Genomic DNA, 24,167 nt, shown 5'->3' with positions numbered 1-24,167 from the left:
GGAGGTCGCGTGGCCGGAGGCGGGAAGAGTCGCCTCCGGCCACGGACGTCTCAGTGAGCCGCGACCGGCTCCTTCTCGTCGTCGCCGGCACCGGTCTGCTTGGCCAGCAGGTCGTCGACGTCGACGCTGTCGGGGTTGTTCAGCACCTCGGTCAGGCGGTCCTTGTCGAGGGCCTTCTGCCACGCGGCGACCACGAGCGAGCCGACACCGTTGCCGATCACGTTGGTGATGGCGCGGGCCTCGGACATGAAGCGGTCGATGCCGACGATGAGCGCGATGCCGACCGCGGGGATGGCCGAGTGGGCCTCGAACGCCTGCAGCGAGGCGGCCAGGGTGACGAGGCCGGCTCCGGTGACGCCCGCCGCGCCCTTCGACGCGATCAGCATGAACAGCAGCAGGCCGATCTGGACGCCGATCGACACGTCGTGACCCGTGGCCTGGGCGATGAAGATCGCGCCCATGGTCAGGTAGATGCAGGTGCCGTCGAGGTTGAACGAGTAGCCCGTCGGGATGGTGAGGCCGACGACCGACTTCTGCGCGCCCGCCGCCTCCAGCTTGACCATCATGCGCGGCAGCACCGACTCGGACGACGACGTGCCGAGGACGATGAGGATCTCGTCCTTGATGTAGCGCAGGAACTTGAAGAGGCTGAAGCCCGCGAACTTCGCCACGATGCCGAGCACCACGATGACGAACAGGATGCAGGTCGCGTAGAACGAGCCCATCAGCCAGAGCAGCTTGCCGAGGACGCTGCCGCCGAACTTGCCCACGGTGTAGGCGATGCCGCCGAAGGCGCCGATCGGGGCGACGTACATGACGATTTTGATGATGCCGAACATCACCTTGGACAACGTCTCCATCGCGGAGACGACCTTGGCACCGCGTTCACCCATTCCGGCGACCGCGACGGCCACGAGGATGGCGACCACGAGCACCTGGATCAGCTGGCCGTCGGTGAACGCGCTGACGAACGACTTCGGCACCAGGCTCAGGATGAAGCCGGTGACACCGGTCTCCGCGTTCGCCGCGGACTTCAGCGTCGCGTCGGCCTGGCTCGCGTTGAGCTGGATCTCGCCGCCGTGGTGACCCGGCTGGACGATGTTCACGACGACGAGGCCGATGGCGAGCGCCACCGTGGTCATCGCGGTGAAGTAGAGGATCGTGCGGAGGGCGAGACCACCCGCCTTGGCGAGGTTCCCGAGGCCCGCGATGCCGACGATGATCGTCGCGAAGATGGTCGGCGCGATGACGACCTTGACGAGGTTCACGAAGAGGTCGGCGAGCCACTTCATCTCGGACGCCTGTTTGGGGAACAGGAACCCGACGGCAGCGCCCAGAACGATGGAGACGAGCACCCAGAAGTAGAGGTGCTTGTAGATCGGTTTGCGCCCTGTGGTCGTGGTGGCCACTGTTCCTCCTTGAACTACGTGTTGGGAGAGAGAGTGAGCCGCGCCACCAGGCCCGACAAGCGGACGTCCGGAAACTTCAGACAGCCCTGACGTAACAGCTAGGCTTCATCGGTGTCGTTCAGCCGTCGCACACTTCTGCTGGGGGCCGGGCTGGCTCTCGCCGGGTGCACCCCGCGCAGGGTCGACGCCCCCGCCGAGCTGGTGCTCGCGACCGGTCCCGAGGGCGCCGTCTTCCGCGAGGTGGGCGGAGCACTGGCGGCCGCGCTGGCCGAGCAGCTGCCCGGCACGAAGGTCACCGCGATCCCCACCGCCGCGTCGGTGGAGAACCTGCAGCTGCTGCGCTCCGGCGAGGCCCAGCTCGCGCTGTCCTCTTTGGACCCGATCGACGACCCGCAGAGCGTGCGTGCGGTGGGCAGGCTCTACGACAGCTTCATGCAGATAGCGGTGCCGCTGGCATCGCCGATCCACACCTTCGCCGACCTCGCGGGCAAGCGGATCTCGTTGGGCCCCACCGGTTCCGGCACGGAGTTCACCGCCGAGCGGATGCTGGACTTCTTCAAGGTGTCCGCAATGGACGAACGCATGGCGCACGCGGAGGCCTCGCGCAGGGTCGCGAACGGGTCGCTGGACGCGTTGCTCGCGCTGACCGGGATCCCGACGCCCGCGATCTCGAACCTGGTCGGGAACGTACGGCTGGTGAACATCCCGGCCGAGGCCGTCCAGCTCGCCGACGAGCACAAGGGCCCGTACATCCCGGCGACGATCCCGAGCACCACCTACGAGGGCGTGCAGGCGAACCAGACGTTCGCGGTGCCGAACCTGCTGCTGGCGCGGGAGTCGCTGAGCGCGGACGTCGTCGAGGTCGTGACGCGCACGGTGTTCACCGAGACGGCGCGGATCGTGGAGGGCCACCCGGAGGCGTCGCGCATCAACGTCCGCACCGGCATCGCGACCGGGCTCGTGCCGCTGCACGAGGGCGCTATGCGCTGGTTCCGTTCCGTGAAGCGCTGAGGGCGACCTTCACGTCCAGGCCCGGACCGGCGTCGTGCAGCGTGAGCGTGCCCCCCGCCGACTCGATCAGCTCGGCGCAGATCGCGAGCCCGAGCCCCGTACCGGCGATGTTCTGGTGCTTGGTCGCGCGCCAGAACCGTTGCAGCGCGAGCTCGCGCTCCTCGTCGTCCAGGCCGTCGCCGTTGTCGACGACGTGCAGCTCACCGGGCTTGCCGGTGACCACGACCTCGGTGGCGTTGGAGAGGCGGACGGCGTTGCTGACGAGCTCGTCCAGGACGCTGCCGAGCCCGCCCGGTGGTTCCTGCATGGTGAGGCCCGCCGGCATGTCGATCTTCAGCTCCACCCCGCTCTTGCTCGCGAGCGCCTGCCAGGCGGCCCGGTGGGTCGTGATGAGCTGGTCGATCTCGACGGGTTCGGTCTGCCGCGCGCTGTCGAGCCGGGTCGCGGCGAGCAGCGTGTCCAGCACGCGGCCCATCTCCTCGGCCTCCTCGACGGCGATCTGGTGGGCCTCTCTCGCGTCCTCCCCCTGGACGTGCGGCTCCAGGTTGTCCACGGCGAGCCGCAGGCTGGCCAGCGGGTTGCGCAGCTGGTGCGAGGCGTCGGCGACGAACGCCTTCTGCCTGTTCAGCGCCCTGCCGACCACGTCGACCATCGTGTTGAAGCTCTTCGCGAGCCTGCGCAGCTCCGGGGGCCCGCCGACCTCGTCCGCCCGCACGTCGAGGTTGCCCTGCGCGACGGCCGCCGTGGCCTCGTCGAGCTTGCTGACCGGCCGCAGCACCCACCGCGACATCGGCCAGGCCGCGGCGACCACGGCCAGCATCGGAGCGAGACCCGCGAGCGCCATGAGCCCCCACTGCCGCAGCACCTCGGCGCGCAGGCCGCTCGTCTGCGAGACGGTGACGACCGCGGCCACCACCTCGCTGTCGCGCCCGACCGGTTCGACGACGACCATCGGCCCCGTGCGCCACGGCCAGCCCGTGTACTCCGGTTCGGGCCGCACGCCGCCGTTCAGCGCGGTGTTCAGCAGAACGGTGACCCCGGGGTCGCTGCTCGGGTTGAAGCCCTGCCGTGACGCCAGCACGATCCGCTGGTCGGCGCTGACCATCGCGACGGGGATGTCGTAGAGGGCGTCGTAGCGCTGGATCTCCTGGCTCAGCGCCTCCAGCCGGTCCGACTGGAGCGCGCTCTCGGCGAGGGAGGCGAACCTGCTCGCGTCACCGAGGCGGTCGAGGTAGGTCGTCTGCGTCTCCCGCTGCACCACCGCGGACGCCAAGGGGATGCCGAGCGCCGCGACCAGGGCGACGAGCAGCGGGACGGTGATGACGAGCAGTCGGCGGAGCATCGGTTGAGATTGTTCCGCACCGGCCTGTGGATGTCTCTTGGAGACTCGTCACGTGGCGAGCCGGTACCCCACCCCGCGGACCGTCTCGATCTTGACCTGGTCGCCGAGCTTCCCGCGCAGCGCCGCGATGTGCGTGTCCAGCGTCCGCGACGGCGCCTCCCAGTGCGCCTGCCACACCTGGTCCACGATGAAGTCGCGGCTCACCACCTCGCCCTTGCGGGCGGCGAGCAGGGCGAGCAGGTCGAACTCCTTGCGCGTGAGCACGAGAGCCTCGCCGGCGAGCGTCGCGCCGCGCGTCGAGGTGATGATCCGCAACGGGCCGACCTGGATCGGTCCCTCGCTGTCGGGCCCGGCCCGGTGGGTGCGCGTGCGGCGGAGCACCGCCTCGATCCGGGCCAGCAGCTCGGACGTGCCGAACGGCTTCACCACGTAGTCGTCCGCGCCGGCCCGCAGCCCGAGCACGCGTTCACGTTCCTCGCCGCGCGCGGTGACCGTGATGACGGCCGTCCCGGGCCGGTGCCGCAGCTCGCGCAACACGTCCAGGCCGTCGCCGTCGGGCAGGCCGAGGTCGAGCAGGACCACGTCCGCCGGCGCCGCACGCAGCGCGTCAGCGGCCGTGGCCACCCGATGAACCTCGTAGCCCGCGTGCCGCAACGCGGTCAGCAGGCCCCTGGCCACCCGGTCGTCATCCTCGACGACGAGCACGCGCACAGATCACTCCGGTTTGACGGACTCCGGGGAGTTCTTCTTGTCCTTCTCGGCGTCTTCCTCGACCGCCTCGGCTTCTCGCGACGTGCTCTCGCCGGGTTCGACGGGCTCGCCGTCGGTGGGGTGGGCGGTTCGCACCGCCGCGACGTCCTCGCGCCCACCCCGCGACCGGGCGATGACGAAGTACGCGATGGCCCCGAAGAACACCAGCGCCGACACGAAGACGTTCACCCGCTGCCCGAAGATCAGCGTCGCCTCGTCCGTGCGCATCAGCTCGATCCAGAACCGGCCGGCCGTGTAGCCCGCGACGTAGAGCGCGAACACCCGCCCGTGCCCGAGCCGGAGCTTCCGGTCCGCCCACACGATCAGCAGCGCGACACCGAGGTTCCACAGCAGCTCGTAGAGGAACGTCGGGTGCACGACCTGGATCGGCGTGTGGTCGATCGCCACGCCCGCCAGCGCGTCCTCACGCCCCTCGGGCGTGACGCGGCGGTAGATCTCGAGCCCCCACGGCAACGTCGTGTCGCCGCCGTAGAGCTCCTGGTTGAAGTAGTTGCCGAGCCGCCCGATCGCCTGCGCCACCACGATGCCGGGCGCGAGCGCGTCCGCCATGGCGGGCAATGGAATGCCCTTGCGCCGGCACCCGATCCACGCACCCACCGCACCAAGAGCGATGGCACCCCAGATCCCGAGGCCGCCGTTCCAGATCTCCAGAGCCGCGAGCGGGTCCTTGCCCGGCCCGAAGTACTTCTGGTTGTCCGTGATGACGTGGTAGAGCCGCCCACCGACGAGCCCGAACGGCACCGCCCACACGGCGATGTCCGTGACTTCGCCCTTGATGCCACCCCGCTCGACCCACCGGCGCTCACCCCACCAGATCGCGACGATGATGCCGGCGATGATGCACAGCGCGTACGCCCTGATGGGGAGCGGTCCGAGGTACCAAACACCACGGTCTGGACTCGGGATCGTGGCCAGGACGGCGGCGTTCAACCCGTTCAACACGACGCCCACCGTACCGGTGGCCCTGTGTGCCTCTCGTTCGGACGCGCGATCGTTACCGAGCCGAACCTGTCGGTGCCGAACACTGGAATCGAATTTGGGGTACCCGGCCAGACGCGTGTGTGTGGTAGCTGCGCATAGGCCCGTTGGACTTGGCTGTGCGAAGTGCGGAGGGCTTGCTCATCCGCTCGTCGGACGCGTGGGCCGTGCCCGTTCGGTCGAGTGACGCGTGGGGCTGATCGTGTGCGGCTGGCTTGCCGAGGCGGGCGGGGAGGGCCGCGTCGCACTGCCTTGCCGGATCGAGCCGGGCGCGTCGAGCCCGGCCAGGCGCAGCGAACCAGGCGAGGCCCGAGCCGAGTTGGGCCGCGCCTTGCTGGCCGGCTTCGCGGATGCACGCGACGGCCCAGCCCAACCTCCCGCACACCCGTGGACACCCCGGCGCCCAGCCTCGGCCCGGCCACCTCCGCGACCGCGTGCTCGCGGGGCCGCAATACTCGGACGCGGTCTCTGGCGGGCTCGCGAAAGGTCGGACATGACGGTCCTGGTGGTCGGCGGCGGCATCGGCGGTCTGGCAACGGCTCTCGGTCTCGCGCGAGCCGGACACCGCGTGACGGTGCTGGAGGCCGCGCCCGCGTTCGAGGAGATCGGCGCAGGCATCCAGGTCGGCCCGAACGGGTTCCGTGCGCTCGACGCTCTCGGCGTCGGCGCCGAGGTGCGAGCCCGGGCTGTGCACGTCGACGGACTGCGGCTGCGCTGCGGTGTGTCCGGGCGGCAGATCGCCGGGCTGGCCGTCGACGAGGAGTTCCGAAGGCGTTTCGGGACGTACGCCGTCGTGCACCGCAACGATGTGCTCGCGCCGCTGATCGAGGCCTGCCGGAACCACGAGCGCGTTGAGCTGAGGGTGGACAGCGCTGTCGAGGCCTACGCGCAGGACGGTGACGGTGACGGGGTCGCGGCGAAGCTGCGGTCCGGTGAGCTCGTGCGCGGCGAAGCGCTCGTCGGGGCCGACGGGTTGCGGTCCGCGGTGCGGCGGCAGCTCGTGGGCGATGGGGAGCCGCGGGTTTCCGGGCACACCGCCTTCCGCGCGGTCATCCCGGCGCAGAACGTGCCGCGGTCGCTGAAGGAGAACGTCGTCACCCTCTGGGCCGGGCCTCGGTACCACGTGGTCTGGTACGTGATCGCCGGCGGGCGGTACGTGAACCTCGTGGCCACGACGGACAACGGCGCCACGGAGCCCGTCACCGCCAAGCCGACCGAGCACACCGAGGTGCTGCGGCACTTCGCGCCGTTGTGCGACGACGCTGCTCGCGTCATGGCGTTGGCGCGCGAGTGGCGGGCGTGGGTGTTGTGCGATCGGGAGCCAGTGACGACGTGGCAGGACTCGCGGGTCGTACTGCTCGGCGACGCCGCCCACCCCGTGCTGCAGTACGCGGCGCAGGGGGCTTGCCAGGCGTTGGAGGACGCCGTGTGCCTCTCCGAGGTGTTCGACTCACGGGACGTGGCCGGCTCTTGTGCGCGGTACGTGGCGCTCCGCTCGGAGCGGACCGCGCGCGTCCACCACGTGTCGCGGCGGATGGGCCGGGAGGTCTACCACCCGGCTGGCGAGGCGGCGGAGGCCCGGAACGCGCTGTTCGCCTCGTGGACCACGGCCGACCTGCACGAACGGCTGGAGTGGCTCTACGGCTAGGAAGGCAGTTCGAGGGTGACCGGGAACGGTCGTTCGATGGTCAGGACGCCGTTCTCGCTCCGGGCGATCTCGGCGTACTCGCCTTCTTCGTCCAGTTCGAGCAACACCGCTTCCGGCACGCCCTTCGCCGGATCGATGATCAGGTAGTAGGGCACGCGTGCTTCCGCGTACACCTGACGCTTGACCACCAGGTCCTTCAGCTTGGTGCTCTTGGAGATCACCTCGCCGATGAGGAGCACGTCCTCCGCCGGAACGGTCAGGCCCTTCGCCCCCTTCCTCTTCAGCACGGTGAAGTCGGGGATGAACAGACGGCGGTCGTCGAACTCGACGTTCAACTCGATCGTCGCCTCGTAGTCCTGAGGACAGGCTCCGCGCAGCGTGTACGACGCCTCGAACACCAGTCTCTGATGTGCGGCCGTCCCCAGCGGGCTCACGTAGAGCATCCCGTCGACGAGTTCGATCCGCTGGCTGTTGTCCTCCGGCAGAGCGAGGACGTCCTCGATCGTCCAGGGCCCTTCGTGGTTGGGCAGCAGGAAATCGATCTTGGCTTCGGCTGGCGCCGCCACTGGGCATCACCTCCGTTGACCACCTGCGCGCCACCAGTGTGGCACGCCGGGCGGGCGGCTGGCTCGTGCATGAGGACAGGTTCGCAGGTAGGACCGACGCTCAACTGGGGTTTTGCCCCCACCGGCCGCAGATTCACTCGATCAGGTGTTCGAATTCGTGTCATGCTCATGGCGGAACATCAGGACTCCGGAAGGAGGCAGGTCCGACATCCGCGCCGCACAGGACGAAGCCGCCCGGTTCCGGAGAACCGAGCGGCTTCGCGAAGACAGGAGGTTCAGACGGTCGCAGCCGCCGACCGCACGCCCTTGGCCAGATCAGCGGCCAGCGCACGCACAGCCGTCTCGCCCTCGGCCACGGCCGACACGAACGCCGACCCCACGATCACCCCGTCCGCGAACCCGGCGATCTCCGCCGCCTGCGCACCGGACCGCACGCCCAGCCCGACGCCGACGGGCAGCGACGTGTGCTCCCGGACGCGGCCGACGAGCTCGGGAGCAGCGGACGACACGACGTCACGAGCACCGGTGACGCCCATGACCGCGGTGGCGTACAGGAAGCCGGATGAGGCGCGGGCCGTCATCGCGACGCGCTCCTCGGTCGACGACGGCGCCACCAGGAAGATCCGGTCGAGGCCGTGCGCCTCGGAGGCGGCCATCCAGTCGTCGGCCTCGTCCGGGACGAGGTCGGGCGTGATGATGCCGAGGCCACCGGCGGCGGCCAGGTCGCGCGCGAACGCGTCCACGCCGTAGCGCAGCACGGGGTTCCAGTACGTCATCACGACCGCACGCCCGCCGGCATCGGAGACGGCGGACACCACGTCGAACAGGTCGCGCACGCGGAAGCCCGCGGACAGGGCCTGCTCGGCGGCGGCCTGGATCGTCGGGCCGTCCATCACCGGGTCGGAGAACGGCAGGCCGACCTCGACCAGGTCACAACCGGACTCGATCATCGAACGGAGGTGGTCCTTGGACCCGTCGACCGTTGGGTAGCCCGCGGGCAGGTAGCCGATCAACGCGGCACGCGACTCGGCGCGCGCGGTGGAGAACACGTCGGACAACGACATCAGGCCTGTCCCCCGTCAGCGAGGCCGAAGTACTTCACGGCCGTGTCCATGTCCTTGTCACCACGCCCGGAGAGGTTCACGACCAGCAGCCCGTCCGGCCCGAGCGACGGCCCGAGCTTCAGCGCGCCCGCGAGCGCGTGCGAGGACTCGATCGCCGGGATGATGCCCTCGGTGCGGGAGAGCAGCGCGAACGCCTCCATCGCCTCGGCGTCGGTGACGGGGAAGTACTCGGCGCGGCCGATGTCCTTGAGGTGCGAGTGCTCCGGGCCGACACCGGGGTAGTCGAGACCGGCGGAGATCGAGTGCGCCTCGGTGATCTGGCCGTCCTCGTCCTGCATGACGTACGACATCGCGCCGTGCAGCGAGCCGGGCGTGCCGGCCGTCAGCGTGGCACCGTGGCTGCCGCTGTCGAGGCCGGAGCCACCGGGCTCGACACCGACCAGGCGCACGTCGGCGTCGTCGATGAAGCCGTGGAAGATGCCGATGGCGTTCGAGCCGCCACCGACGCAGGCGACGACGGCGTCGGGCAGCCGGCCTGCCTTCTCGAGGATCTGCTCGCGCGCCTCGATGCCGATGACGCGGTGGAAGTCGCGCACCAGCAGCGGGAACGGGTGCGGGCCCGCGGCCGTGCCGAGCAGGTAGTGCGTCTCGTCGACGTTGGTGACCCAGTCGCGCAACGCCTCGTTGATCGCGTCCTTCAGCGTGCGCGAGCCGGACTTCACCGGGATGACCTCGGCGCCCAGCAGGCGCATGCGGGCGACGTTGAGCGCCTGCCGCTCGGTGTCGAGCTCGCCCATGTAGACGACGCAGTCGAGCCCGAGGAGCGCGCACGCCGTCGCCGTCGCCACGCCGTGCTGGCCGGCGCCGGTCTCGGCGATCACGCGCTTCTTGCCCATGCGCTTGGTCAGCAACGCCTGGCCGAGCACGTTGTTGATCTTGTGCGAGCCCGTGTGGTTGAGGTCCTCGCGCTTGAGGAAGACCCGCGTGCCGGCGCGCTCCGCGAACTTCGGGGCCTCGGTCAGCAGGGACGGGCGGCCCGCGAAGTCCTTCAGCAGCCGCTGGAACTCGCCCACGAACTCCGGGTCCAGGCGGGCCTTGTCGTACTCGGCGGCCAGCTCGTCCACCGCCGCGATCAGGGCCTCCGGGACGAACCGGCCACCCCACGGGCCGAAGTGGCCGCGTGCGTCGGGATCGTGCGGTGTGGGCTTGAACTGGCCCATCGGGTAACTCCTCTAACGCTGTTGTCGACCGGTCCTCATCGGCTCGGCCGGGGGCACGCGGGGTGTGAGCCCGCGGTCACGAGCTTGTTCACGGCGGCCTTGGGGTCTCCGCTGGTCACCAGGCTTTCGCCGACGAGCACCGCGTCAGCACCCGCGCCGGCGTACGACATCAGGTCGCCGGGCCCGGTGACCCCCGACTCGGCGATCTTGATCGTTTCGAAGGGTAGTCCCGGCGCGATCCTGCCGAAAACGTCCTTGTCCACCTCCAGCGTGTGGAGGTTGCGCGCGTTCACGCCGATGACCGTCGACCCGGCTTCGAGAGCGCGGTCGGCCTCCTCGGCCGTGTGCACCTCGACCAGCGCCGTCATGCCGAGCGACTCCACCCGGTCGAGCAGCGACACCAGGGCGTTCTGCTCCAGCGCGGCCACGATCAGCAGCACCACGTCGGCGCCGTGCATGCGCGCCTCGTGGACCTGGTAGGGCGACACGATGAAGTCCTTGCGCAGCAGCGGGATCTTCACCGCCCGGCGCACCGCGTCGAAGTCCGCCAGCGACCCGCCGAAGCGGCGCTGCTCGGTCAGCACGCTGATCACCGACGCACCGCCCGCCTCGTACGCGGACGCGAGCTCGGCGGGTTCCGGGATCTCCGCCAGCGCGCCCTTGGAGGGGCTGCGGCGCTTGACCTCGGCGATCACGCCCACGTTCGGCCCGCGCAGCACCGACAGCACGTCGAGCGGCGGGGCGGTCCTGGCCGCGCGCTCCTTGACGACGTCGAAGGGCAACCGGGCCTCGCGAGCGGCGAGGTCCTCACGCACACCTTCGAGGATCGACTCGAGAACCGTCACAGTCTTGCTCCCCTTCCCGCTATGGGGATGCTAACCCCGCCGGAGTAACGCCTCCGCCACCGGGGGTTCGGTGTCCACGCAGCTAACCAGGGCTGTGCACGTGTCACATGCGCGAACGTGGATGGATGATCTTCACTCGTTCGAGGATGGTCCGCCGCGGGGCTTATCGTCGGTCGGATCATCTCCGCGCTCCAGCGCCCGCCACATCTCCGTCTCCGGGTCGTGCGCGCGAGCCTTCTGCCCGCCCACCCCGATCTTCGGCATGCGACCCCCCAGAGCCACCTGGAGCACGCCGGAGCCCGCCAGCAGCACGCCTCCGACGACGGCCAGCCAGTGGCCGGAGAAACCCCCGACCAGACCCACGACGACGAGCAGCGCACCGAGGACGCGGCGCGCCACCCCGCTCAGCGCGACGACCGCCGCGACGGAGGCGAGGCACAGCAGCGCGATCGGCACCGAGCCCGCACCCCAGAAGGCACCCGCCGCGCCCACGAGCAGGAGCGCGGCGATCCACAGTGGACGCCTACCGTTCAACGGCGGGGGCCATCGTCTGCGCGGTGGCGATCGCGGCCAGCACCGCGCCCGCCTTGTTCAGGCACTCGTTGTCCTCGGCCCGCGGGTCGGAGTCGGCCACGATGCCTCCGCCCGCCTGCACGTACGCCACCCCGTCGCGCACCAGGGCGGTGCGGATCGCGATCGCCGTGTCCGCGTCACCGGCGAAGTCGAAGTAGCCCACGACGCCGCCGTAGAGACCGCGGCGGGTGGGTTCCAGCTCCTCGATGAGCTCCATCGCGCGCGGCTTCGGCGCGCCGGACAGCGTGCCGGCCGGGAAGCAGGCCGCGACCGCGTCGTAGGCGGTCTTGCCCTCGGCCAGCTCGCCGGTCACGGTCGACACGATGTGCATGACGTGGCTGTACCGCTCGACCTTGAAGAAGTCGACGACGTGCACGGAGCCCGGCTTGCAGACGCGGCCCAGGTCGTTGCGGCCGAGGTCGACGAGCATCAGGTGCTCGGCGCGTTCCTTGTGGTCGGCGAGCAGGTCCTTTTCCAGCAGGGCGTCCTCTTCGGGGTCCTCGCTGCGCCAGCGGGTGCCCGCGATCGGGTGGGTGGTCGCCTTGCCGTCGCGCACCGTCACCAGCGACTCGGGGCTGGACCCGACGATGTCGAACCCGTCGAGGCGCAGCAGGTACATGTACGGGCTGGGGTTGGTCGCCCGCAGCACCCGGTAGATGTCGAGCGCGTCGGCGTCGGTGTCGATCTCGAACCGCTGCGACACCACGACCTGGAACGCCTCGCCCGCGCGGATGGCCTCCTTGGCCTTCTCGACGGCCGCGAAGTGCTCGGCCTGCGACCGGCGGCGCCGGAACTCGGGCTTGGGCCGGGAGAACACGGCCGCGGTCGGCGGCGCGGGCGTGTGCAGGGCCGTCGTCATCTCGTCGAGGCGGCGCACCGCGTCGTCGTACGCGGCGTCGACCCGCTCGGCCGAGTCGTCCCAGTTGATCGCGTTCGCGATGAGCGTGACGGTGCCCTCGTGGTGGTCGAGCGCGGCGAGGTCGGTCGCCAGCAGCATGACCATCTCGGGCAGCTTCAGGTCGTCCTCGGCGATGACGGGCAGCCGTTCGAGCCGCCGCACCGCGTCGTAGCCGATGTAGCCGACCATGCCGCCGGTCAGCGGGGGCATGCCGGGCAACGGGTCCGTGCGCAGCACCTCGACGGTCTCGCGCAGGACCTGCATCGGGTCGCCGCCGTCGGGCAGGCCGACCGGTCGCGTGCCCGTCCAGAACGCGTCACCGCCGGTCGCCGTGAGCGCCGCGGACGACCGCACGCCGATGAACGACCAGCGCGACCACGAGCGCCCGTTCTCGGCAGACTCGAACAAGAACGTGCCGGGCTGGTCGGCCCCGAGCTTGCGGTACAGGCCGACCGGCGTCTCGGCGTCCGCGAGGAGCTTGCGCACCACCGGGATGACCCGGCGGTTGACCGCCAGCTCGCGGAACTCCTCACGCGTGGGGCTCACGGCCCCCAGACCAGCGGCGGCCACAGCCCCGATGACGCTCACCATGGGACGATTGTTGCATAAATTCAACATCTGTTGAAATATGGCCCGCGTGGAGCAAGTGAACCAGAAACGGCGAGGCCGCCGCGCCGCGGGCGAGGACACCAGGGCCGCGCTCGTCGCCGCGGCCCGCGAGGTCTTCGTCGAGAAGGGCTACGACGGTGCCACCGTACGCGCGATCGCCGCGAAGGCGGGCGTCGACGCCGCGATGGTCAACCACTGGTTCGGCGGCAAGGAGGGCCTGTTCGCCCAGTCCGTGCTGCAGCTGCCGTTCGACCCGGCCGAGGTGCTCAAGCGCCTGCTCGACGGGCCGCTGGAGCAGGCGGGCGAGCGCATCATCCGCACGTTCGTGACGGTGTGGGACGCGACCGGCGGCGGCACGTTCGCCGCCCTGATCCGCAGCGTCACGAGCCAGCCGGAGGTGGCGGGCGCGCTGAAGCAGTTCCTGGTCAACGCCATCTTCAGGAACGTGCTCGCGCAGATCGGCGTCGAGCAGCGCGAGCTGCGCGCCACCCTGTGCGCGACGCAGATGGTCGGGCTGGGCATCGTCCGCTACGTCGTGCGGTTCGAGCCGCTGGCGTCGGCCGACGTGGAGACCGTCGTCAAGGCCATCGCCCCGAACTTGCAGCGCTACCTGACCGGCGAGCTCGGCTAACCGAGCAGCAGGAACCGCTGCGCCGTCCGCACCGCGAGGCCGACCGCTGTGCTCAGCACCCCGACCGCGTCGAACACAGGCTCTGCCACCGCGGCGGACGGGTCGGAGCCCGCGTTGAGCGCGATCTGGCGCCGCGGCTTCCGCAACGCGTCGGCCAGGGCCGCGTGCGCGGGGTTCGACGCGTCGAGCACGTCGGCGGCGCCTGCCAGGGCGACACCTCCGCCGAGAACCACGCCGTCGTCGGCCGCAAGGCGCACCGTGAGCACCGCCCGCTCCAGCCTCCGGCGCCGCTCGGCCAACGCGGTCTCACCCAGCACCCCGACCGTGAGCACGGCTATGACCGACGGCGTTCGCACGGGGTGGTAGCCGTGGGCCACCACGACGGTCTCGTACTCGCTGACCGACACCTTGCGCACTTGGCCCAGCTCGGCCAGTTCGGCCTGCTGGAGCCGGTCTGCGGGCAGCACCTTCCCCTCCACCGCCCAGGCGATCCGGCGGAACACCTCGGGATCGCGTGGGCCGCGCACGGCCACCGCCCCCGGCGCGCGGGCCACGAGCGCCGCCAGCGCCTCCCCGATCACGTCCGGTGCGACGACCACGAGCGGCTTGCCCTCCTTCGCGACCTTGTCCAGCACCGGCGTCAACGTGGCCGCCGAGGTGATCTCGTCCGAGGACAGGAGCACGAACGCGGTCTCCAGTTCAGCCACCTGGCGGGCGGCATCGGTGACGAAACTGCCGGACAGGTAGCCGCCTTCGAACCGGATGCCGCAGGTCAGCTCCATCCCGAGGCCCAGCCTGCTGCTCTCCTCCACGACCAGGGTGCCGTTCCAGCCGACGTGCTCGACGGTCCTGCCGACCAGCTCGCCGATCTCCGGATCACCTGAGGTCGACGTGGCGAACCGCGCGGCCTCCTCCGGAGCTTCGAGGTAGCGGCGGTTGTCCCGGAAGTACCGCCGCACGGCTTGGAAGGCGTCGTCCAGCTCGCGATTCAGCAGCGCCGGGTGCGCGCCCGCACGCAGGGCCTCCAGGACGTTCCCGATCAACGCCTGCGCGATGACCACCGCCGTCGCCGCTCCGTCGCCGACCTGGTGGCGCGCCTGCCGCACCACGTCGCGGACGTAGGACGCGCCCAGCTCGTCGCGCGGATCCGAGACGCGGAACGCCTCGGCGATGGCCGCCGCGTCGGCGAGCTCGACGTAGCGGCCGTCCTCCCCCAGCACGACCGACCGGCGGCCCAGCGGCCCGAGCGTCCGGCAGATCGGTTCGGCCGCTGCCTTGAAACCGCGCGCCACCACCATCTGCTGCGGCGTGTACATCGGTTTGACGGCCCGCGCGGGCACTACTCGGGAGCCGCCCGCCCGTGCGATCCGGATCGCGGGATCGGCCCCGTGCGCGAAGAACTTCGGTGTCTGGTCACGCCGCCGTGCGGTCACTTCGCGGTGGACGTAGCCGAACAGCTCCTGGACGTCGATCCAGCCGTCGCCGTTCAGGTCGGCGGCACCGCTCGACAACCCCTCCAGCAGCACATCGGTGAAGACGGAGGCCCGTGGCGCCTTGAGGGAAAGCCCTCCCTCCTCGAAGGCGTACTCGAAGGCGTCCGACGCCGTCAGCACGACGTAGCCCTCGCCGCTGCGGTCGTCGAGCACCGAACCTCCGGCAGAAGCCTTGATGCCCTTGCCGTACGCGCCGCTGAAACAGCAGTCCAGCAACAGGATCCGCCCTGCGGCACGGCAGTCCTCGAACAGCTCGTTGACGAACGTGCGCGCCACGGCCGTGCCCGCCGGACGGTCCTGCTGCGTGTTGGTGGCGGCGAAGTACAGGCGCTGCTGCGGGGTTTTGACGCCGTGGCACGAGAAGTAGACGAGCACGAGGTCGTCCGCGTCCCGTTCGGCGAGCGCGTTCTCGAGCGCCTTGCGGATCTCGTGGTCGGGGGCGTCGACCACGACCCGCACGGAGTCGAAGCCGCCGACCGCCGGGTCTTCCAGCACGGCGGCCAGGCGCGTGACGTCCTGCTGCGGCGCACGCAGGGCGTTGAGGCGAGGATCTTCGTAGTCACCGACCGCGACGAGCAGCGCGTGCCGGCTCATCCGCGTTCACGCAGCCATTTCTCGACCAGTTCCTGCTGCGCGCGCGTCAGCGGACCGTCGATGACGATCTCGTCGTCGCCGGACTTCAGGGTCACCTTGCGCTTCGCGCGTCCCTGCAGCCACGACGACAGGACCGACGAAGCGGCGCGCACGGACGCGGTGGACAGCACACCCGTCACGACCAGCTCGCCGATCGCCAGACCGGCGGACTTCGCGCCGTCCGGTGCGGATCCGGTGGCGGGGCGGGCGTCGACGCGGGCAGCCGTGGTCAGGAGTTCGAGCAGCTCCGCGGTGACCTGCGCCAGGTTCTCGCCCGACGCCTCGACGCGGACCGTGATGTCAGCCATGAAGACATCATCGGGATCAGCGCGCCGTGCGTCACACGTCCGCGAGGAGAACCGTGGCGTTGAAGCACGTCCTGTCACCCGTGTGGCAGGCGGCACCGACCTGGTCGACGGTCAGCAGCAGCGTGTCGCCGTCGCAGTCCAGCCGGACCTCGTGCACGTACTGCGTGTGGCCCGAAGTCTCGCCCTTCACCCACAGCTGCTGGCGGCTGCGCGAGTAGTACGTCGCACGACGGGTGGTGAGAGTGCGGTGCAACGCCTCGTCGTCCATCCACGCCACCATGAGCACCTCACCGGTGCCGCGTTGCTGCGCGACCGCGCACACCAAGCCGTCCGGGGTGCGCTTGAGCCTCGCGGAGACGGCGGGATCGAGCGGGCTGCTCAACGGGGTCCTCCCAGGTGTTCACGAGCCGGTCCGGTGTTCAGCAGGACCACGCCGTAGATGTGCACAGCGGACAGCACGCCGGACGCGACGCGAGCCCACGCCGGTCCGTCGGCGAGCACGATGACGAGGTGCAGCAACGCGACGAGGACGAACACGAGCATCGCCGGGTAGTGCATGAACCGCAGCCTGAGCAGCAACGCCGCCGCGACCGGCAGCTCGACGGCCGCGATGAACGACGGCAGCTTCAACACGTCCGCGTCGCCGGTCGAGCGCCACAGAACCAGCCCGACCACGAAGAACACCAGAGCACCGCCGAACGCGACCGCCGAGGCCACCCGCACCTCGACGGGCTTCACCGCACCACGACGCCCGCCTGGCGCAGGCCGTCCTTGACCTCGCCGATGCGCAACTGGCCGAAGTGGAACACGCTGGCCGCCAGCACGGCGTCCGCACCCGCGGCGACGGCCGGCGCGAAGTGGTCGACCGCGCCCGCGCCACCGCTCGCGATCAGCGGGACGTCGACCTCACGCCGCACCAGTTCGATCAGCTCGAGGTCGAACCCGGCCTTGGTGCCGTCGGCGTCCATCGAGTTCAGCAGGATCTCGCCGACGCCCAGCTCCTGACCCTTCGCGGCCCACTGCACGGCGTCGATGCCGGTGCCGTTGCGCCCGCCGTGGGTCGTGACCTCGAAGCCGGTGCCGCCGGGCACGCGCCGCGCGTCGACCGACAGCACGATGCACTGGGCGCCATAGCGCTCCGAGCACTCCTTGAGCAGCTCGGGCCGTGCGATGGCCGCGGTGTTGAGGCTGACCTTGTCCGCGCCGGCGCGCAGCAGCTTGTTGACGTCCTCGGGGCTGCGCACGCCGCCACCGACCGTGAGGGGGATGAACACCTGCTCGGCGGTGCGGCGGACCACGTCGAACGTCGTCTCCCGGTCGCCGCTGCTCGCCGTCACGTCGAGGAACGTGAGCTCGTCGGCGCCCTCGGCGTCGTACGCCCTCGCGAGCTCGACAGGATCACCCGCGTCGACGAGGTTCGTGAAGTTGACGCCCTTCACCACCCGGCCCCGGTCGACGTCGAGACAGGGGATGACACGGACCGCGACTGACATGCGGGAAAGCCTACAAGCCGCCGTCCCGGACTACGCTGCGCGGCCATGATCAGGGAACTGGGCGAGGGCAAGTACCTGCTGCTGACGACGTTCCGCAAGAACGGCACCCCGGTACCCACACCGGTCTGGGTCGTGCCGGGCGAGAGCGACGAGGTGATCTACGCGTGGAGCGCCGTGGACACCGGCAAGGTCAAGCGGATCCGGCGCAGCGGTGACGTCGAGGTGGGGCCGTGCGACGTCCGCGGCAACCCCAAGGGGCCGTCGACCAAGGCGCACGCGTCCTTGCTGGACGAGACGGGCAGCGACGACGTGCGGTCCCGCATCTCGAAGAAGTACGGGGTGTTCGGATGGGTGACCGTGTTCGGCAGCAAGCTGCGGCGCGGGCGGACCGGCTCGATCGGCATCCGAATCACGGCGGCTTCCTGACGCGGGTGGACCGTCAACATTGATCTCATCAGGTCAACGTCGATTCGGGCGGCGTCGACGTGGAGTCGATGTGGAGTCGATGTCGACGCCGCCGATCGGCATTGATGGCAGTGGGTCGATATCGGCGAGAACCGTCCACGTTGACGGAGTCGTCAACGTGGACCAGCGCATGATCAACGTGGACGGGACGGCCGTCGACATGGACGTCCGAGTCGATGCGGATTAGTTGTGTCCTGTCGACCTGCGTGTCGACTACATGTTGACCTCTTCGCAAGCGCTTGATGCTCGGCAAGCGCCGATGACAACGTTGTCAGCGGTGCGCACAGATCCAGGCAGATCGACGTTGATGAGGCCGTCCACCTTGAGTCGACGTAGACAACAGAATCGACGTTGATCGCGTGCACCAGTCCGTCAACTCTAGGTTGACCCGCCTCTCGCTGTCAACCTAGAGTTGACGCGTGATCCAGTTGACCGACCTCATCGTCACCGTCGCCCAAGAGGCCGACGACGCTCTCGTGCGCCTGGCGAGAGCGGTGGAGATGAGCAGTCAGCTGAACGAACTGGGTGATCACCTGATCGGTCACTTCGTGGACGAGGCGAGGCGCGGCGGGGCGAGCTGGGCCGAGATCGGCGAGAGCCTCGGCGTCACGAAGCAGGCCGCGCAGAAGCGGTTCGTGCCCAGGGAGTCACCGGACCTCGGCAAGCCCACCATGGAGCGCTACACGCAGCGTTCGCGGCGGGTGATCGCGCTCGCCAGGCACCACGCGCGGTTCAGCGAGCGGATCGGCACCGAGCACCTGCTGCTCGGGTTGCTCGACGAGTCGGGCGGGCTCGCGGCCAAGACCGTCGCGAAGCTGGAGTCGGGTGACGGCAGCACGCGCATCGCCACCCTCAACCGGCTCGACACCGAGGCCAAGCAACGGCCGGAGAAGCAGCCGTACACGACGCACTGCAAGAAGGCGCTCGAACTGGCCGTACGCGAGGCGCTGCGGATGGGCCACATGTTCATCGGCACCGAGCACATCCTGCTCGGCGTGTTGCTGGAGGAAGGCGGGACCGCGGCCGACGTGCTGCACAACACCGGTGTGACGCACGCGGCCGCAGCCGCTCACATCGAGTCCGTGGTCAGCGGACCGCGGCCAGTGCTTCCGGGAGCGTGAAGGCGCCGGCGTAGAGGGCCTTGCCGATGATGGAGCCCTCGACACCGTCGCGCGACAGCTTCGCCAGCGCCACCAGGTCGTCCACGGTGGACACGCCGCCGGAGGCGATCACCGGGGCGTCGGTGCGGGCGCAGACCTCGCTGAGCAGGTCCAGGTTCGGGCCGGTGAGCGTGCCGTCCTTCGAGACGTCCGTGACGACGTAGCGGGAGCAGCCGTCGCGGTCGAGGCGGTCGAGGACCTCCCAGAGGTCGCCGCCGTCCGACGTCCAGCCGCGGCCCTTGACCCGGTGGCCCTGCTCGGTGATGCGGACGTCGAGGCCCACGGCGATCTTCTCGCCGTACGCGGCAATCGCCTTCGCGCACCACTCCGGGTCTTCCAGCGCGGCCGTGCCGAGGTTCACGCGGGCGCAGCCGGTGCCGAGCGCGGCCTCCAGCGAGGCGTCGTCGCGGATGCCGCCGGACAGCTCCACCTTCACGTCCAGTTCGCCGACGACGCGCGCGATGAGCTCGCGGTTCGAGCCGCGGCCGAACGCCGCGTCGAGGTCGACGAGATGGATCCACTCCGCTCCGTCGCGCTGCCACTGCAGGGCCGCGTCGAGCGGCTCGCCGTAGTTCGTCTCGGTACCGGCTTCGCCCTGCACGAGCCGGACGGCACGACCGTCGGCCACGTCAACAGCGGGGAGGAGTGTGAACGTCACCTGAGCAGCCTAGCGTCCCTCGTCACGGGCTCCGCCAAGTGCTCCCGGGCGTCTGCGCCGACTGCGCGCCGGGGCGTCACGCCAGGGTGGACAGCCAGTTCCGCAGCAGGTGAGCTCCGGCGTCACCGGACTTCTCCGGGTGGAACTGCGTCGCCCAGAGCGGTCCGTTCTCGACGGCCGCGACGAACTCGTCGCCCGAGTGGTCGGCCCACGTCACGAGCGGCGCCTTGATGTGGTCGGCCGGTTCCAGCTCCCAGCGGCGCACGCCGTAGGAGTGCACGAAGTAGAACCGGGTGTCCTTGTCGAGGCCCGCGAAGAGCCGCGAGTCCTCCGGCGCACGGACCGTGTTCCAGCCCATGTGCGGCACGACCGGCGCTTCGAGCCGTTCGACGGTGCCGGGCCACTCGCCGCAGCCCTCGGTCAGCACGCCGTGCTCGATGCCGCGCTCGAACAGGATCTGCATGCCCACGCAGATGCCGAGCACCGGACGGCCGCCGGCGAGGCGCTCGCCGATGATCCGGGCGCCCCGCACCGAGTTGAGGCCCTCCATGCACGCCGCGTACGCGCCGACGCCGGGTACGACCAAGCCGTCCGCCTCACGGGCGGCGCGCGGGTCGGACGTCACCTCGACATGGGCGCCGACACGCTGAAGCGCGCGCTCGGCCGAGCGCAGGTTGCCGGAGCCATAGTCAAGTACGACGACACGTGCCACGACGTCCAGGTTAGTCGGTCGGTACCGCACCCTGCGTAACCGGTATGACCGGCAACACGGTGTTGATGGGCTTCTTGCGCACGAGCTGCCGCCTGAGCGTCACCATCAGCGTGCACATCACCACGAGCAGCAGCGCGCCGATGAGGTAGTACACGACCGCCGGGAGGTGGAGCAGGACCGTCGCCAGCGCCGCCACCACGATCAACGGGAAGGTGAGCGCGAGCGGCCACATCTGCGCGCGCGGCGGCTCCAAGGTCTGCAACATGAAGTCCGCGCGGCCCTCCTCGGTGAGCTCGGCCACCTGCGCGACCTCCTGCAGGCCGGCGGCGCGGAAGAAGTCCGGAATCGCCGCCTCGGCGCGGGTGAAGTCGCGGATGCGTTCGAGCGGTGCCCTGCGACCGGCGGCCGGGTGCAGCGCGGTGAGCTTGTCGACGGCGTCGAGCTGCCACCTCTCCTTCTCACGCAGGTCGATCATGCCCGCGGTCGCGCGGTCGAAGAACCTCCCGACCGGGCCCGACCGCTTCGCCTGCGCCGACAACCGCAGCACCGCCTCGCGCGAACCCCACATCGAGGCGCGGCCGAGCGTGGTGGTGAACAGGTAGAGCAACGCGGCCTCGTCGTTCCACACGGCCAGCGCGGCGCCGCCCCCGATCCTGCGCACCCTGCTCGTCATGTATGCGGCCTCGTTGAGCCTGGTGGCAGGCGGAGACAGCAGCACCGTGCCGGTCTGCACCGGGACGAGCGCCGCGGGTCCCACGTTGCCGCCGTGCATGGCCTTCTGCAGCTCGGCGGCGTTCAACGGGGTCCAGATCAGCATTCTCACGCACAACATCATTCCTGGTCCGGTTCGGGGGCTCGTGAAGACATGCCACCGTGGTCGCGTTCCGGAACGGACAGTCGTGCGAACAGCGGTGCGCGATCGGGCGCTCGGCCCGATCGCGCCTCGCTTCCCCCTACACGGCGCGAGAAGGCGCGCCGGTCCAGTCATCCCCCATGACTGTGAACATGTTCCTTCACCCCCTGAAGAAACTCCGCACAGCGCTGGCCAGCCCCACCACGTCGAGGTCGTGCGCGGCGTCGTGGTCCTCGGCCGTGCCGTAGTTGCGGAGTTCAGCGTGTCGTTTGACACCTGTACAACGAATGCGGTGCGGGATTTGTTGCAGCGTCTCGGACACCAGATGGGATGACGTTCCCTCGAGGTACGGCTCCACGACCATCACGTCGGCGTGGTCCGTGTCCTGCACGGCGGCGCGCAGTCCGTCCGAGTCGAACGGTCGGACCGTGGCCGCGTACAGCACCGTGACGTCGGCGTTCTCGGAGTCGACCGCTTCGAGCACCCGGTCGAGCATCGGTCCGACGGCGAGCACGACGCCGCGCTTGCCGTGGCGCAGCGCGGTGAAGCCCCTGCCGACCGGGTGCGCCCGGCTGTTCTCGTGCAGCGAAAGCCTGACGTACACGCGGTTGTCGTCCTTCAGCGCCTGCCGCAGCAGGAGCGTGACCTCGTCCGGGTGTCCGGGTACGTGCACCGTCCAGCCGGGCAGCGTGTCGAACAACGCGACGTCGCCCGGCGACTGGTGCGTGCGGCCCCACACCGGGTCGTCGTAGGACGCGCCGATGCTCACGAACACGGCACCGACGTCCTGGTGCCCGATGTCGAGCTTGATCTGCTCGTACGGCCGTTCGACGAGGAACGGCGCGTAGCTGTGGACGACCGGTCGCAGACCCGTGAGCGCCAGGCCGCTCGCCACGCCCACCATGGTCTGCTCGCGGATCCCGACGTCGACGACGCGTTCGTGCTCCTGCGGGAACTCGTTGCTGGAGATCACCGCGGTCACCACGGCGATGCGCGGGTCGGTGGCGATCTCGTCGTTGACGGTCTTGACGAACGCCTGGCGCATGGTCGTCATCAGTGGCTCTTCTCGATCTTGGCGACGACCGCGTGCGGGCGGTCGTGCGGAGCGGTCAGTGCGATGAGGAGGGCCTCGTGGTCACGGCCGTCCACCTCGGTGGTCTGCCAGCCCTCGACGGCGAAGCGCCGGGCGATGCCGCCGGGCCAGCCGTACATCGCGGACTGGTTGTCGACCACGATCGCGGTGAGGTTCGCGACGTGCAGCCGCGCGGCCACGGCGATCGCCTCGTGGTTGCTGCCCTCGTCCAGCTCACCGTCGCCGACCAGCACGAACGTGCGCCCGCGGCTTCCGCCGATCCGCTGTCCGATCGCCGTGCCGACCGCGATCGGCAGCCCGTGGCCGAGCGAGCCGCTGCTGATCTCGGCGCCGCGCACGAGCACCCGGTCGGGGTGCTGGCCGAGCGGGCTGTCCCACGACGTCCAGTCGTCCAAAATGGACTCGTCGAGGAAGCCCTTCTCCGCCAGGACGGCGTAGTAGGCCATCGGACCGTGCCCCTTGGAGAGCAGGAACCGGTCGCGGTCGGGGTCGTCGGCCGTGGCGGGCGTGACGTTGAGGACCTTGTCGTAGAGGACCCACAGCACGTCGATCGTGGAAGCCGCCGCCCACTCGTGCTTCTCGTCCCCGGTCATCCTCGCGAAGAGCTCCGGTATCCGTTGCATGGCACCAACTGTTCAACCTCGACCATGCTGGAGGTCAAGCGGCTACCATGATCCGGTGAGCAAGTTGCCGGAAATGCTGACCATCGGGCAGGTCGCCGAACGCAGCGGCGTGCCCCACACGGCCCTGCGGTTCTACGAGGAGCGGGGCCTGATCACCTCCGTGCGCACCACGGGCAACCAACGCCGCTATCCGCGCTCGGTGTTGCGCCGCCTGGCGTTCATCCGCACCGCGCAACGCGTGGGCCTCACCCTGGAGGACGTCCGCGACGCGCTGGCCCAGCTCCCGGACAACCGCACGCCGACGAAGTCCGACTGGGAACGCCTCTCCCGCGCGTGGCGCGCCGAGCTGGACGCGCGCATAGACGCCCTCTACCGCCTGCGCGACCGGCTCACCGGCTGCATCGGCTGCGGCTGCCTGTCGCTGCGCAGCTGCGCGCTGCAGAACATCGACGACGAGCAGGCCTCACATGGGCCGGGTGCCCCCAAACTCAAGCCCGTTCTGGAGGGCGGCACCGCCTAGGAACTCCCGCAGCGCGCAGAGGTACCCCTCGGGATCGTCGACGTGCAGCATGTGACCTGCCTCCAGCACGACGGCGCGGGCTCGCGGGATCAGCTCCAGCGTCGGCGCCACGAGGCTCACGGGGAATGTCATGTCATAACGGCCGTGCAGCAGGAGCACGGGGAGGTCGAGCGCCGCGATCCGTTGCGCCGCGTCGGGGAGCCGGGGCGTGACGAGGGTGCCGGCCTGCAGCTGCCGCACCCACTCGGCACCGAACCGGACGTCCTCCAGCCGCCGCAGGTAGCCCGGCATCGCCTCGGCGCGCCGGATGTTCGCCGGTGCCGCCGCGACCGCCTCGGCCTTGACGTCGTCCGGCGTCAGATCCTGGCGGCGCCAGGGGTCTTCCCGACCGGCCGCATCCGCGCAGGTCGGGCAGGAGCAGTCGGCAGCCGAGCTCCGACAGCGGGTCGCGGAGGTAGCTGTGGTCCCAGTCGGGGCCGCCGTGGATCGCGAGCAACGCCCGGTCCTGCCGCCCCTCCCGCCACGCCACGAAGGTCTCGGTCTCACCGGTCACCCGCCGTTCGCGCCACACCCGGCCATGAGATCGCAAAA

27 protein-coding genes are annotated in these 24,167 nt (G+C 70.2%); 6 read left to right on the top strand and 21 right to left on the bottom strand.

From position 1 onward, the window contains the following. Nucleotides 1–50: 50 nt before the first annotated feature. A complete protein-coding gene (gene dctA, locus BLQ91_RS06625) occupies nt 51–1,409 on the bottom strand; it encodes a C4-dicarboxylate transporter DctA (protein WP_090095683.1) in 1,359 nt (452 codons plus the stop codon). 111 nt (nt 1,410–1,520) lie between these two features. Between dctA and BLQ91_RS06620 the strand changes: the two genes are divergently transcribed. Continuing rightward, a complete protein-coding gene (locus BLQ91_RS06620) occupies nt 1,521–2,420 on the top strand; it encodes a TAXI family TRAP transporter solute-binding subunit (protein WP_245733175.1) in 900 nt (299 codons plus the stop codon). Here BLQ91_RS06620 and BLQ91_RS06615 read toward each other — a convergent pair. The 3 genes from BLQ91_RS06615 to lgt are packed head-to-tail and all read right to left on the bottom strand — an operon-like array spanning nt 2,389 to nt 5,472. Beyond that, on the bottom strand, nt 2,389–3,762 hold the full coding sequence (locus tag BLQ91_RS06615; RefSeq protein ID WP_090095682.1) for a sensor histidine kinase: 1,374 nt from the start codon (nt 3,760–3,762) through the stop codon (nt 2,389–2,391). The two genes, BLQ91_RS06620 and BLQ91_RS06615, sit on opposite strands and share 32 nt — an antisense overlap. Before the next feature lie 48 nt (nt 3,763–3,810). Next, a complete protein-coding gene (locus BLQ91_RS06610; protein ID WP_090095681.1) occupies nt 3,811–4,473 on the bottom strand; it encodes a response regulator transcription factor in 663 nt (220 codons plus the stop codon). 3 nt (nt 4,474–4,476) lie between these two features. After that, nucleotides 4,477–5,472, bottom strand: a complete 996-nt coding sequence (gene lgt, locus BLQ91_RS06605) for a prolipoprotein diacylglyceryl transferase (RefSeq protein ID WP_090096046.1) — start codon at nt 5,470–5,472, stop codon at nt 4,477–4,479. Between the two features lie 532 nt (nt 5,473–6,004). Between lgt and BLQ91_RS06600 the strand changes: the two genes are divergently transcribed. Then, on the top strand, nt 6,005–7,159 hold the full coding sequence (locus BLQ91_RS06600) for an FAD-dependent oxidoreductase (RefSeq protein WP_090095680.1): 1,155 nt from the start codon (nt 6,005–6,007) through the stop codon (nt 7,157–7,159). Here BLQ91_RS06600 and BLQ91_RS06595 read toward each other — a convergent pair. The 6 genes from BLQ91_RS06595 to BLQ91_RS06570 all read right to left on the bottom strand — a co-directional run bounded on the left by BLQ91_RS06595 (nt 7,156) and on the right by BLQ91_RS06570 (nt 12,916). Continuing rightward, nucleotides 7,156–7,725 carry a Uma2 family endonuclease gene (locus BLQ91_RS06595; RefSeq protein ID WP_245733174.1) on the bottom strand — a complete coding sequence of 190 codons (570 nt, stop codon included), beginning with the start codon at nt 7,723–7,725 and terminating at the stop codon, nt 7,156–7,158. The two genes, BLQ91_RS06600 and BLQ91_RS06595, sit on opposite strands and share 4 nt — an antisense overlap. 275 nt (nt 7,726–8,000) lie before the next feature. Beyond that, a complete protein-coding gene (gene trpA / locus BLQ91_RS06590; protein ID WP_090095679.1) occupies nt 8,001–8,789 on the bottom strand; it encodes a tryptophan synthase subunit alpha in 789 nt (262 codons plus the stop codon). Continuing rightward, nucleotides 8,789–10,009 carry a tryptophan synthase subunit beta gene (gene trpB, locus BLQ91_RS06585; protein ID WP_090095678.1) on the bottom strand — a complete coding sequence of 407 codons (1,221 nt, stop codon included), beginning with the start codon at nt 10,007–10,009 and terminating at the stop codon, nt 8,789–8,791. Before trpB ends, trpA begins: the two co-directional genes overlap by 1 nt. A gap of 35 nt (nt 10,010–10,044) precedes the next feature. After that, the gene (gene trpC / locus BLQ91_RS06580; protein ID WP_090095677.1) at nt 10,045–10,854 is read right to left on the bottom strand and encodes an indole-3-glycerol phosphate synthase TrpC; all 810 of its coding nucleotides are present in this window, start codon (nt 10,852–10,854) and stop codon (nt 10,045–10,047) included. A 132-nt stretch (nt 10,855–10,986) separates the two neighbouring features. Continuing rightward, the gene (locus tag BLQ91_RS06575; protein WP_143022536.1) at nt 10,987–11,388 is read right to left on the bottom strand and encodes a Trp biosynthesis-associated membrane protein; all 402 of its coding nucleotides are present in this window, start codon (nt 11,386–11,388) and stop codon (nt 10,987–10,989) included. Further along, on the bottom strand, nt 11,378–12,916 hold the full coding sequence (locus BLQ91_RS06570) for an anthranilate synthase component I (RefSeq protein ID WP_090095675.1): 1,539 nt from the start codon (nt 12,914–12,916) through the stop codon (nt 11,378–11,380). Before BLQ91_RS06570 ends, BLQ91_RS06575 begins: the two co-directional genes overlap by 11 nt. 46 nt (nt 12,917–12,962) lie before the next feature. Here BLQ91_RS06570 and BLQ91_RS06565 point away from each other — a divergent pair, with 46 nt between their 5' ends. Further along, nucleotides 12,963–13,565 carry a TetR/AcrR family transcriptional regulator gene (locus BLQ91_RS06565; protein ID WP_425412431.1) on the top strand — a complete coding sequence of 201 codons (603 nt, stop codon included), beginning with the start codon at nt 12,963–12,965 and terminating at the stop codon, nt 13,563–13,565. Here BLQ91_RS06565 and BLQ91_RS06560 read toward each other — a convergent pair. Genes BLQ91_RS06560 through hisF form a run of 5 tightly spaced genes read right to left on the bottom strand, consistent with a single transcriptional unit; the run spans nt 13,562 to nt 17,492 of the window. Then, nucleotides 13,562–15,652: a caspase, EACC1-associated type gene (locus BLQ91_RS06560; RefSeq protein WP_090095673.1), complete on the bottom strand. Its 2,091-nt coding sequence runs from the start codon at nt 15,650–15,652 to the stop codon at nt 13,562–13,564. The genes BLQ91_RS06565 and BLQ91_RS06560 overlap by 4 nt on opposite strands. Beyond that, nucleotides 15,649–15,999 (bottom strand): hypothetical protein, encoded by a 351-nt coding sequence (locus BLQ91_RS06555; RefSeq protein ID WP_090095672.1) that lies wholly within the window; start codon nt 15,997–15,999, stop codon nt 15,649–15,651. The genes BLQ91_RS06560 and BLQ91_RS06555 overlap by 4 nt, the downstream gene beginning before the upstream one ends. A gap of 31 nt (nt 16,000–16,030) precedes the next feature. Continuing rightward, nucleotides 16,031–16,381, bottom strand: coding sequence for a phosphoribosyl-AMP cyclohydrolase (gene hisI / locus BLQ91_RS06550; RefSeq protein WP_090095671.1), 351 nt, complete (start codon nt 16,379–16,381; stop codon nt 16,031–16,033). After that, complete coding sequence (locus tag BLQ91_RS06545) at nt 16,378–16,737, bottom strand: hypothetical protein (RefSeq protein WP_090095670.1); 360 nt, start codon at nt 16,735–16,737, stop codon at nt 16,378–16,380. Before BLQ91_RS06545 ends, hisI begins: the two co-directional genes overlap by 4 nt. Next, nucleotides 16,734–17,492: an imidazole glycerol phosphate synthase subunit HisF gene (gene hisF / locus BLQ91_RS06540; protein WP_090095669.1), complete on the bottom strand. Its 759-nt coding sequence runs from the start codon at nt 17,490–17,492 to the stop codon at nt 16,734–16,736. Before hisF ends, BLQ91_RS06545 begins: the two co-directional genes overlap by 4 nt. A gap of 45 nt (nt 17,493–17,537) precedes the next feature. On the opposite strand from hisF, the gene BLQ91_RS06535 reads away from it, so the two are divergent. Then, nucleotides 17,538–17,918: a PPOX class F420-dependent oxidoreductase gene (locus tag BLQ91_RS06535; RefSeq protein ID WP_090095668.1), complete on the top strand. Its 381-nt coding sequence runs from the start codon at nt 17,538–17,540 to the stop codon at nt 17,916–17,918. Nucleotides 17,919–18,376: 458 nt separating this feature from the next. Beyond that, nucleotides 18,377–19,078, top strand: coding sequence for a Clp protease N-terminal domain-containing protein (locus BLQ91_RS06530; RefSeq protein WP_245733173.1), 702 nt, complete (start codon nt 18,377–18,379; stop codon nt 19,076–19,078). Here the strand turns inward: BLQ91_RS06530 and priA are convergent. The 5 genes from priA to BLQ91_RS06505 form a co-directional block, all read right to left on the bottom strand. Next, nucleotides 19,044–19,775 carry a bifunctional 1-(5-phosphoribosyl)-5-((5-phosphoribosylamino)methylideneamino)imidazole-4-carboxamide isomerase/phosphoribosylanthranilate isomerase PriA gene (priA, locus tag BLQ91_RS06525; RefSeq protein WP_090095667.1) on the bottom strand — a complete coding sequence of 244 codons (732 nt, stop codon included), beginning with the start codon at nt 19,773–19,775 and terminating at the stop codon, nt 19,044–19,046. The two genes, BLQ91_RS06530 and priA, sit on opposite strands and share 35 nt — an antisense overlap. 76 nt (nt 19,776–19,851) lie before the next feature. Then, nucleotides 19,852–20,487, bottom strand: coding sequence for an imidazole glycerol phosphate synthase subunit HisH (gene hisH, locus BLQ91_RS06520; protein WP_218130158.1), 636 nt, complete (start codon nt 20,485–20,487; stop codon nt 19,852–19,854). A 10-nt stretch (nt 20,488–20,497) separates the two neighbouring features. Continuing rightward, nucleotides 20,498–21,310, bottom strand: coding sequence for a hypothetical protein (locus BLQ91_RS06515; protein ID WP_143022535.1), 813 nt, complete (start codon nt 21,308–21,310; stop codon nt 20,498–20,500). 190 nt (nt 21,311–21,500) lie between these two features. After that, the gene (locus tag BLQ91_RS06510) at nt 21,501–22,394 is read right to left on the bottom strand and encodes a transketolase family protein (RefSeq protein ID WP_090095665.1); all 894 of its coding nucleotides are present in this window, start codon (nt 22,392–22,394) and stop codon (nt 21,501–21,503) included. After that, nucleotides 22,394–23,056, bottom strand: a complete 663-nt coding sequence (locus BLQ91_RS06505; RefSeq protein WP_245733171.1) for a thiamine pyrophosphate-dependent enzyme — start codon at nt 23,054–23,056, stop codon at nt 22,394–22,396. Before BLQ91_RS06505 ends, BLQ91_RS06510 begins: the two co-directional genes overlap by 1 nt. 73 nt (nt 23,057–23,129) lie before the next feature. On the opposite strand from BLQ91_RS06505, the gene soxR reads away from it, so the two are divergent. Continuing rightward, complete coding sequence (gene soxR, locus BLQ91_RS06500; RefSeq protein ID WP_245733236.1) at nt 23,130–23,576, top strand: redox-sensitive transcriptional activator SoxR; 447 nt, start codon at nt 23,130–23,132, stop codon at nt 23,574–23,576. Here the strand turns inward: soxR and BLQ91_RS06495 are convergent. Further along, a complete protein-coding gene (locus BLQ91_RS06495) occupies nt 23,520–23,867 on the bottom strand; it encodes an alpha/beta fold hydrolase (protein ID WP_090095663.1) in 348 nt (115 codons plus the stop codon). The two genes, soxR and BLQ91_RS06495, sit on opposite strands and share 57 nt — an antisense overlap. Nucleotides 23,868–24,167: the final 300 nt, after the last annotated feature.

It is taken from the genome of Lentzea jiangxiensis, assembly GCF_900104175.1.
Lineage (GTDB): Bacteria > Actinomycetota > Actinomycetes > Mycobacteriales > Pseudonocardiaceae > Lentzea > Lentzea jiangxiensis.
This window is presented reverse-complemented; position numbering and strand designations above follow the sequence as displayed.